Origin of the sequence: Caldicoprobacter algeriensis (assembly GCF_023838525.1) — a bacterium.
Lineage (GTDB): Bacteria > Bacillota > Clostridia > Caldicoprobacterales > Caldicoprobacteraceae > Caldicoprobacter > Caldicoprobacter algeriensis.
Genome location: NZ_JAHUQD010000023.1, coordinates 25,955 through 34,717, shown reverse-complemented (window position 1 = coordinate 34,717; position 8,763 = coordinate 25,955). Strand labels below are relative to the sequence as shown.

The following is an 8,763-nucleotide window of genomic DNA, read 5'->3' as shown; positions in this document are numbered from 1 at the left end:
ATAGATCCACTCCCTAGCATTTATTTCCCTCCGATTCTTTGTAGGATTAATCAGAGGGATAATTCGCCAGGGGGTGGGTCAATTCCTTTTCGTTGCTCCTGGGTCAATTATACACCGGCGGTGACATTGATAAACCAATTCGGTTGGAGAAGTGCTTGCTTTACCTGTAGTATAACAAATTCGCAGCCCTTTAACTTCTACAATCTTTGTCTCCTTACCATTAAATAATACTTTGGCGACAGAGCTATCTCTGATGATACCCCAACTTATCCATGCCCTACCTTTATTGTACTTGTATGAACTGAATAAAAAATCGGCAGGACCTTTACTGTTTGTCGGCCATATCCCCGAACTGATTCTCAATAAATCATATGACAAAAGCTTCTTTTTAATGATGGCACAGGCAACAATTCCTCTTTGATCTTTATAGAAAATGAGATATTCCCCTTCATCTATATTTACTTGATAAAGCATTTCAGCGGGTGTACGTGCATTGTCATTTTCCATTTCTTTTACTAAGAAATCATATGGTGAAAGAGTAGCATTTCTAACTATAGAAATAATACCAATAGTAAAAACACATACGATTGCGATAAGTAAAATTAATGTACCCTTTTTCAACTCATTACCTCCCTGTAGGTAGCAAACCACCCATAATCATTATGGTGACTTGCTAAACAATTGGCAAATTTATTATACCATAATGTTTTAAATAGTACTACAGGCAACTCATGATACATACAATGCTCTATTGTTTAGGAGTAGTTTGGAGGGCAAAGCCAGCACCTACACCGCCAGGACCAGCCGTTATTTGAATGCCACCGGTAGTAGTTTGATATGTACGAATATATGAGAATTGCCTGGATCGTGTTGCCACCACACGGACCCGCGCCACCAGCATAAGTACCACTAGCATATAAACCTCTAGAACTAACTTTAAAGTTACCAACTTTAGAATCAGTTAATATTATATCCCGCTCTTAAAAACATTTCTACATCTAATATCACCCTGCCAATGGTTTAATGCAATTTATTATTTTATTTCTTGCATAATTGCATTTTATATTAAATATAAGCATTATTAATTTTACTTGTGCCAAAAACTCAAATATAATGTTGCATACGATAAATTCTAGTTATATCAATTAAACGGATTTGTCCTAAAATGTATACGGTTAAGTAACTTGTGTAAATTTTTGCAAGTTAAAGTTTTGTATATTTCATTTTGTTATAACGTTTATTGTTAAAAATTATACCTTATTTTATACAAAAACAAAAATATCCTTAAGGAAGCAGGGTGATTAAAAATGCTACTTCGCGAAGGCAATATAAGAATCCCATCAGGATGCGCTATATCGGGCATTATGAATAAAAAAGGCCTCCTGTTTTCAGGAGACGACATAGTAAAGTCCATCGCTCTGATGCATGAACGCTCAAACGGACTGGGAGGAGGCTTTGCAGCATACGGGATATACCCCGAATATAAGGACCTCTACGCGTTTCACGTGTTCTATCACCACAGCGGCGCAAAAGAAGATGCCGAGACATTTTTAAAGAAGCATTTTGAAATAAAATTGTCGGGAGAAATCCCCACCAGGAAAGTTCCCTCCATAAAAGATGCTCCGATAATCTGGAGATACTTTGTTCTGCCCAGAGAAGATAAGCTTATGGAATGGGGCCTTACCGAAGAGGAATTCGTGGTAAGATGCGTCATGAGGATCAACTCAAGCATTGACGGCGCTTTTGTGGTATCAAGCGGAAAAAACATGGGAGTTTTCAAGGGTGTGGGATATCCCGAAGACATAGGCGAATTTTACATGCTGGACACATACAAGGCTTATATCTGGACGGCACACGGGAGATTCCCCACCAACACTCCTGGATGGTGGGGTGGCGCCCATCCCTTTACCCTGCTCGACTGGTCAGTGGTCCACAACGGGGAGATCTCATCCTACGACGCAAACAGGCGGTGGGTCGAAATGTTTGGTTACAAATGCACACTTCAAACCGACACCGAGGTCATCACCTATATATTCGACCTTTTGATACGCAGGCACGGACTCCCCCTTGATATTGTCGTAACTGCGCTGGCCGCACCGCTATGGGATGAAATAGAGAGGATGGATGACGAAAGACAGGAACTTGTGAAAGCGATACGGGCAGTGTATGGCAGCACCCTGATCAACGGCCCATTTTCGATAATACTGGCCTGCAAAAACGGTATACTGGCTTTAAACGACAGGATAAAGCTTCGCCCTATGGTGGCGGCAACCAAAGGCGATTTCGTGTTTGTCGCCAGCGAGGAATCAGCAATCAGAGCAGTATGTCCACAACCCGAGAGGGTATGGGCCCCTATGGGCGGTGAGCCAGTAATTGCTCTACTGGAAGGAGTTGAAGATATATGGCCATAAGCCTTCTTACACCGGAATTCATAATAGAAAGAAACGACGAGCGCTGCATAAGGTGTCAGGTATGCGTAAGGCAGTGCGCAAACCTCGCGCACATATATGACGAGGAAGAAGACAGGGTTTTAGCAGACGATTCTAAGTGCGTCAACTGCCACAGATGCGTAACCCTGTGCCCCACCAGGGCAATTACTATAAGAAAAAATCCCCTTGAGTTTAAAGAGAACGCCAATTGGACGGCATCAGCCATAAGAGAAATATACAAGCAGGCAGAAACTGGTGGCATACTGCTCACCGGCATGGGCAACGATAAACCCTACCCCGTATACTGGGACAGGATGCTCATAAACGCCAGCCAGGTAACCAATCCGTCAATAGACCCGCTGCGCGAGCCCATGGAGCTCAAAACCTTCCTGGGGCGAAAGCCCGAAATGCTTAAGGTTGAAAACGGAAAGCTCAAAGAGAAATTGCCGCCTCAGCTGGAACTTGAAGTTCCCATCATGTTCTCAGCCATGTCATTCGGCTCGATAAGCTTTAACGCCTGTCAAGCCCTGGCAATGGCGGCATCTGAGTTGGGCATCATGTACAACACAGGCGAAGGCGGACTTCACAAGGATTTGCGCAAATACGGCAAAAACACCATAGTGCAGGTGGCATCGGGCAGGTTTGGCGTTGACCCAGAGTATCTAAACGCCGGAGCAGCCATTGAGATAAAAATCGGCCAGGGCGCAAAGCCTGGTATAGGGGGACATCTTCCGGGTGAAAAGGTGACCGCTCAGATATCTCAAACCAGGATGATCCCTTTAGGTTCCGATGCCATATCCCCTGCTCCCCATCACGATATATATTCAATCGAAGACCTGCGCCAGCTCATATTCTCTCTAAAAGAAGCCACTGATTATCAGAAACCGGTGGCGGTTAAAATCGCAGCGGTCCACAACGTCGCAGCCATATGCTCGGGCATAGCAAGGGCCGGGGCCGATATCATAGTAATCGACGGGTTTAGAGGCGGTACAGGCGCTGCTCCCTTGAGGATAAGGGATAACGTTGGAATACCCATCGAATTTGCGCTGGCCGCCGTGGATACCAGGTTAAGACAGGAAGGCATTAGAAGTCAGGTATCGCTGGTTTGCGCGGGAGGCATAAGAAACAGCGCAGATGTTATAAAGGCAATAGCCCTGGGTGCCGACGCTGTCTATATTGGACAGGCGGCTTTAATTGCCATGGGATGCCACATGTGCCAGAAATGTTACACCGGCAAATGCAACTGGGGTATAGCCACTCAGGACCCCAACCTGGTAAAAAGGCTCAATCCTGAAATTGGTGCCAGAAGGCTTGTCAACCTCATCAAAGCCTGGGCTCACGAGATGAAGGAGATGCTGGGCGGCATGGGGATCAACGCCATCGAAAGCCTGCGCGGCAATAGGTTCATGCTGCGGGGAATAGGGCTAACCTCTAGAGAGCTTGACATACTGGGCATAAAGGCAGCCGGAGAATAAATCATAGAGGCTTTCAATATAAAATCTAGTTAACCATTGCCACTCATCGCAATAAATAAAACATAACTAAAATTACCGTCTCTAGACTTTAAAATTTTCGCGTGCGGTGCCTCAAAGCATATCCTTTAGTAGGTTATTACAAACCAATCGCCTTTTTAGCAGAAAAATTAATCATCACCGCACAATATATATTTTATAAATATCCTGGTAAAGCGAGGAGTGTTATAGAATGGATAAATCCAATATCACAGCTCCAAAGAGGATATACGCCAAGGAAGATGTGTGTATAGGATGCAGGCTGTGCGAGATTCACTGCATCGCCGCCCATTCCAAATACAGACATGACCTTATTAAGACATTTAAAAAGCTTTCCAAAAGGCCGCTTCCCCGTATAGTAGTTGAAGAAGATGTACCCCTATCCTTCGGTCTTCAGTGCAGGCACTGCGATGACCCCGAATGCGTTAAAGCCTGCATAACCGGTGCTATGCAAAAAGACCCAAAAACAGGCCTGGTAATCAACGATACCGAAAGATGCATAGGGTGCTGGACCTGCATACTGGCGTGCCCGTACGGCGTTATAAGGCGCGATTACACAAACAAAAAAGTGGCCTCAAAGTGCGACTTTTGCCTGGAAAGCGGTTTAGAGCCGGCATGCGTTAAAAACTGTCCCAACGAGGCCCTGTATATTAAGAATACCATTAAATACTATGATTTGTAAAAAGTCTACTATACTCAATGTTCCTTGGCCAACTTGGATTCTCTGTCTAAAAACAGCGATGTTGCAATACAGCCAATGCTGCAAAACGCGGTTGTAAGTCTAAAAAATGTTTTGATTTCTGCTTGTAATTTGGGAAATTCAACAAAAAGTTTTTACCACTATAAAGATAAATAAAACATTTAAAATCGTGCATTACCCAAGGACGCTCTCGAAAAGTAGCTGAGCAATACAGGCATAATAATTGATTTTGCAAAGGGGGACTTAAGAAATGAGCTATGTTATCATAGGTAATTCGGTTGCTGCCGTGGGTGCTGTCGAAGGGATAAGAAATCTCGACAAAGTAAATCCCATAGTCATCATATCCGATGAACCCTACCATACCTATTCCAGGCCTCTGATATCCTACTACCTGGCAGGAAAGGTTACTCAGAACAACATGTACTATCGCGGTAAGGATTTTTATAATACCAATAACGTAGAACCTATATTGGGCGTAAAAGCGCAGCACATAGATTTTGATAAAAAGGAAGTCATTTTGGAAGACGGCCGGAAAATTAGCTATACAAAACTTCTAATAGCCACCGGCAGCAAACCCCTCACTCCTCCCATAGAAGGTGTTGAAAAGCAGAACATTTTTAACTTCATAAAGCTGGATGATGCCAAAGCCATTGAAAAGGTAGCAACCAGGTGCTCAAAAGCCGTGGTCATAGGTGCCAGCTTCAGCGGTTTAAAAGCCGTAGAGGCATTAGTACAGAGAGGCGTAAATGTTACGGTGATAGACATCATGGACAGGATCATGCCGAGGGTGTTTGACGAAACAGCCTCTTCAATGGCATTGAAAATGCTCGAAAAACATGGAGTCAAAGTGTTGCTCAAAGCCAGCGTAGAAAAAATCCTCGGCCATCAGGCCGCCAGCAGCGTGCTTCTCAAAGACGGAAGGGAAATCCCCTGCGATTTCATTGTTCTGGCAGCGGGTGTAAGATGCAATACAGACCTTGTCAAAGGCACCAAGCTCAAGATAAACAGAGGCATCATAGTGGACACCATGATGAGGACAAATATACCTGACGTCTATGCTGCAGGCGATGTAGCCGAGGGATATAATTTCATAGAGGAAAGAAATGCTGAAACTCCAATAATCTCCAACGCTTATAAACAGGGAGAGACGGCAGGGCAGAACATGGCCGGAGCACAAAAAGTATTCGACAAGGGGTTTATAATGAATTCGATGCCCCTGCTGGACCTTTCAATCGTGAGTGCCGGCGTGTCATCCCCCGGTGAAGGAATAACCGTAAAAGCCATATACAACCAGGGAAAGAACACCTATAAGAAGTTTTATATCAGAGGAAATAATCTGGTCGGCTATCTTTTAATAAATGACATCGACAAAGCCGGTATATATACTGATTTAATCAGGAGAAAGATAGATATATCCTCATTTGAACACCAGCTTGGAAGAGATGACTTCGGCTTTATATACTTACCCAAAGCGCTCAGGAGCCAATTAATACTGGAGTGCTAATAAATATACTTGTGTTCCATCGATTATTCCAGCGGTCATTAACCTGCGATTTTTCGTATAAAATTCAATTTGCCGGATGCGTGCTTAACACAACAACTTCTCGGCTTTCTTTTTCAGCGCGCACTCAAACAGATTTATTTAGCAGCAACATCTGATTTTACATTAGCATCAACAACAAATTGAGGAAGGATGATTCGTATGAAAGTGATAGATGCCAGCGGCATGCACTATAAAGACTTGAATGCAATGATCAAACAGCTTATAAAAAACAATACTTCTGAAATACTTGTGAAGAACGTACAAGGCCAGCGATATATAGGCGACGGGATAGGAAGAAACTGCAAGGTTATAATAGAAGGGACCCCGGGCAACGATATGGCGGCTTATATGGACGGCGCAACAATTGTCGTACACGGAAATGCCCAGGACGGCGTAGCCAATACCATGAACGACGGCAAGGTGGTCATACACGGAAATGCGGGCGACATTCTAGGATATGCAATGAGGGGTGGCGAGGTCTATATAAAGGGCGATGTGGGGTATCGGGTAGGCATACACATGAAAGAATATTTGGACAAGAAACCTGTCATCGTAATAGGTGGAAAAGCAGGAGCTTTTCTTGGAGAATACATGGCAGGAGGTATAATAATCCTGCTGGGCTTAAATGTGAATGACACACAAAAGATAGTTGGAAACTACTGTGGCACCGGAATGCATGGCGGCGTCATATATTCGCGCATACCCATAGACAGCTACAAACTGGGAAAAGAGGTAAAACAGGCGCAGGCCGAGGATGATGACATGGAGATTATAAGTTCATATGTGAAGAATTTTTCTGACTATTTCGGATTTGACTACCGCTCAATAATGGACAGACCATTTGTGAAGATATATCCGTACAACCATCGCCCTTATGGCAATCTGTATGCGTATTAAATTTGGGGGAGTAAAATACAAAAAGACAAATATAGAAAGCTATCATTTCCTCTGGCGGAATTAGCAACACCAGTCAGCCGCACCACTAATTCCGCCAAAGAAGCCCGCATTCTTTCTCCCCCAAAGTAATATAAGCTTACATTGAGCGATTATAAGAGAAGCTAAAACAAGGCAGAAATCACCGATATTACTATGAGCGTAGTGACGGTGACTATATATATTTGAAAAGTTTTTTTCCTAACTTTTTGCTTGTTTTTTAAAGCAATATAATAAGAAAGAAGAAAAACAGCTACAACAACGTACTTGTTTAATGCCATACCAAAAAAACCCCAAAACTATTTCTCCCAAATACAGCCCACCGGGGAATTTTATGCTGAATAACAGCGCTATTATGCTAAACAAATAAGCTATATAAATCCAGATCGGCGTTGGTGATTCTTTTTTTATTATCAAGGATTATATACTCCTTCCCGTTGATAACAAAAATGTATCCCTATTTTTTCAGAAACATAATCATGCATTATTTAACAGTTTTAACTGATAGTCTATAAATGAGCAAATTTGCTAGAAATATTTACCATTACAAGAAGCTAGTATACCCTTATGCAATCTTTAGTAATTGGAAAATCTGATCTAAGGGGGTTCCCACCTGAGCTTGCTTATAAATCCAGGCTATTTGGTTTTGTTTAATCTCCTTGCGAGAGAGCTTAAGCCGCTTAGAAAAGTTGAGTACATCACTGCTTACTTCAAGTTCACAATAAACATAAGTAAGCATGAGTAGTGCAAAGTATCTCCTTATGCTTCTTTCGCTTCTTACTTAGTCCTTAAATAAAGCTCCTATATAGGTATATCCTCTTTCTCTAGAGGCATCAAAAAGTTTTTACAGCTGTACCAGCTATCACACAGGACATAGCCTTTAGAAACAGGGCGTGGTAAGGTATAAATAATTTCTTCGGCTATTTTGATTTTACTCATTGTAGCCTTATCATATATAACTATTGCATATGGTAAAACTACGTTGCCACACCTTAGCATTACCGTAACTAGCTGATGCTCGTAAACGGTCTTGTTTTCAAGGTGGGATTTATGAAATCCACACTTCTCTGTTGGTCGCTTTGCCTTTGACGAGGGCACAGTCTTTTCAGAGGTAGTGTCGTCAATAATTACATAAATCGGCTCACCTGTGGCTTCGGATAGTTTCCATATGCGATCGATAACATATTCCTTTAGGGATTTCAAAACCAACTCCTCTTCCCATGGGCTATTGCTTAGGAATTTCCCTATGCAGGTCCGATGCCTGTGAAAAGCAAGCTCTGATACATCAGAAACCTTGCCATTATAGCCTTTTAACATCATGGCACATATTAAAGCTATAACATGTTTAATCTGAGGAGTTGTAAGAAATATGTCTATATCAAGTTTCCTTAAAAATTTGATTATTTTATCGGTTCCTGTTATAATTAAATCATCAAACATTTATGTCACCCTTTTTGTTTTTTTGTGATAATTTAATTATAACAAAGGATGACATAAATGTTTTAATTTTTATATGCCTTTTTATGTGGTAATTTATTCCTGTGATTTTGCTCATTTATAGATAGTAGAATATTCTTAATGGATGTTCACGAAGGAAATGTATTATATACGAAAAGTTTAGAAGATCACCATTTGTATAAATATTAT

7 protein-coding genes and 1 pseudogene are annotated in these 8,763 nt (G+C 42.1%); 5 read left to right on the top strand and 3 right to left on the bottom strand.

The window, feature by feature from the left end:
• Positions 1-78 precede the first annotated feature (78 nt).
• The gene (locus KVG29_RS11105) at positions 79-621 is read right to left on the bottom strand and encodes a hypothetical protein (RefSeq protein ID WP_252228512.1); all 543 of its coding nucleotides are present in this window, start codon (positions 619-621) and stop codon (positions 79-81) included.
• Positions 622-748: 127 nt separating this feature from the next.
• The gene (locus KVG29_RS11100) at positions 749-916 is read right to left on the bottom strand and encodes a hypothetical protein (RefSeq protein ID WP_252228511.1); all 168 of its coding nucleotides are present in this window, start codon (positions 914-916) and stop codon (positions 749-751) included.
• Positions 917-1,307: 391 nt separating this feature from the next.
• On the opposite strand from KVG29_RS11100, the gene KVG29_RS11095 reads away from it, so the two are divergent.
• From KVG29_RS11095 to KVG29_RS11075, 5 genes are all read left to right on the top strand, one after another.
• Positions 1,308-2,411, top strand: a complete 1,104-nt coding sequence (locus KVG29_RS11095; protein WP_252228510.1) for a class II glutamine amidotransferase — start codon at positions 1,308-1,310, stop codon at positions 2,409-2,411.
• Positions 2,402-3,904 (top strand): glutamate synthase-related protein, encoded by a 1,503-nt coding sequence (locus KVG29_RS11090; RefSeq protein WP_252228509.1) that lies wholly within the window; start codon positions 2,402-2,404, stop codon positions 3,902-3,904. Before KVG29_RS11095 ends, KVG29_RS11090 begins: the two co-directional genes overlap by 10 nt.
• 229 nt (positions 3,905-4,133) lie before the next feature.
• Positions 4,134-4,622, top strand: a complete 489-nt coding sequence (locus KVG29_RS11085; RefSeq protein WP_252228508.1) for a 4Fe-4S dicluster domain-containing protein — start codon at positions 4,134-4,136, stop codon at positions 4,620-4,622.
• Positions 4,623-4,890: 268 nt separating this feature from the next.
• Entirely contained in the window at positions 4,891-6,144 is a 1,254-nt protein-coding gene (locus KVG29_RS11080) for an NAD(P)/FAD-dependent oxidoreductase (RefSeq protein ID WP_252228507.1), read from the top strand.
• Between the two features lie 198 nt (positions 6,145-6,342).
• Positions 6,343-7,080, top strand: a complete 738-nt coding sequence (locus KVG29_RS11075; RefSeq protein WP_252228506.1) for a GltB/FmdC/FwdC-like GXGXG domain-containing protein — start codon at positions 6,343-6,345, stop codon at positions 7,078-7,080.
• A 601-nt stretch (positions 7,081-7,681) separates the two neighbouring features.
• On the opposite strand, the pseudogene KVG29_RS11070 reads toward KVG29_RS11075, so the two are convergent.
• Positions 7,682-8,556 (bottom strand): annotated as a pseudogene (locus tag KVG29_RS11070) (hypothetical protein).
• Positions 8,557-8,763: the final 207 nt, after the last annotated feature.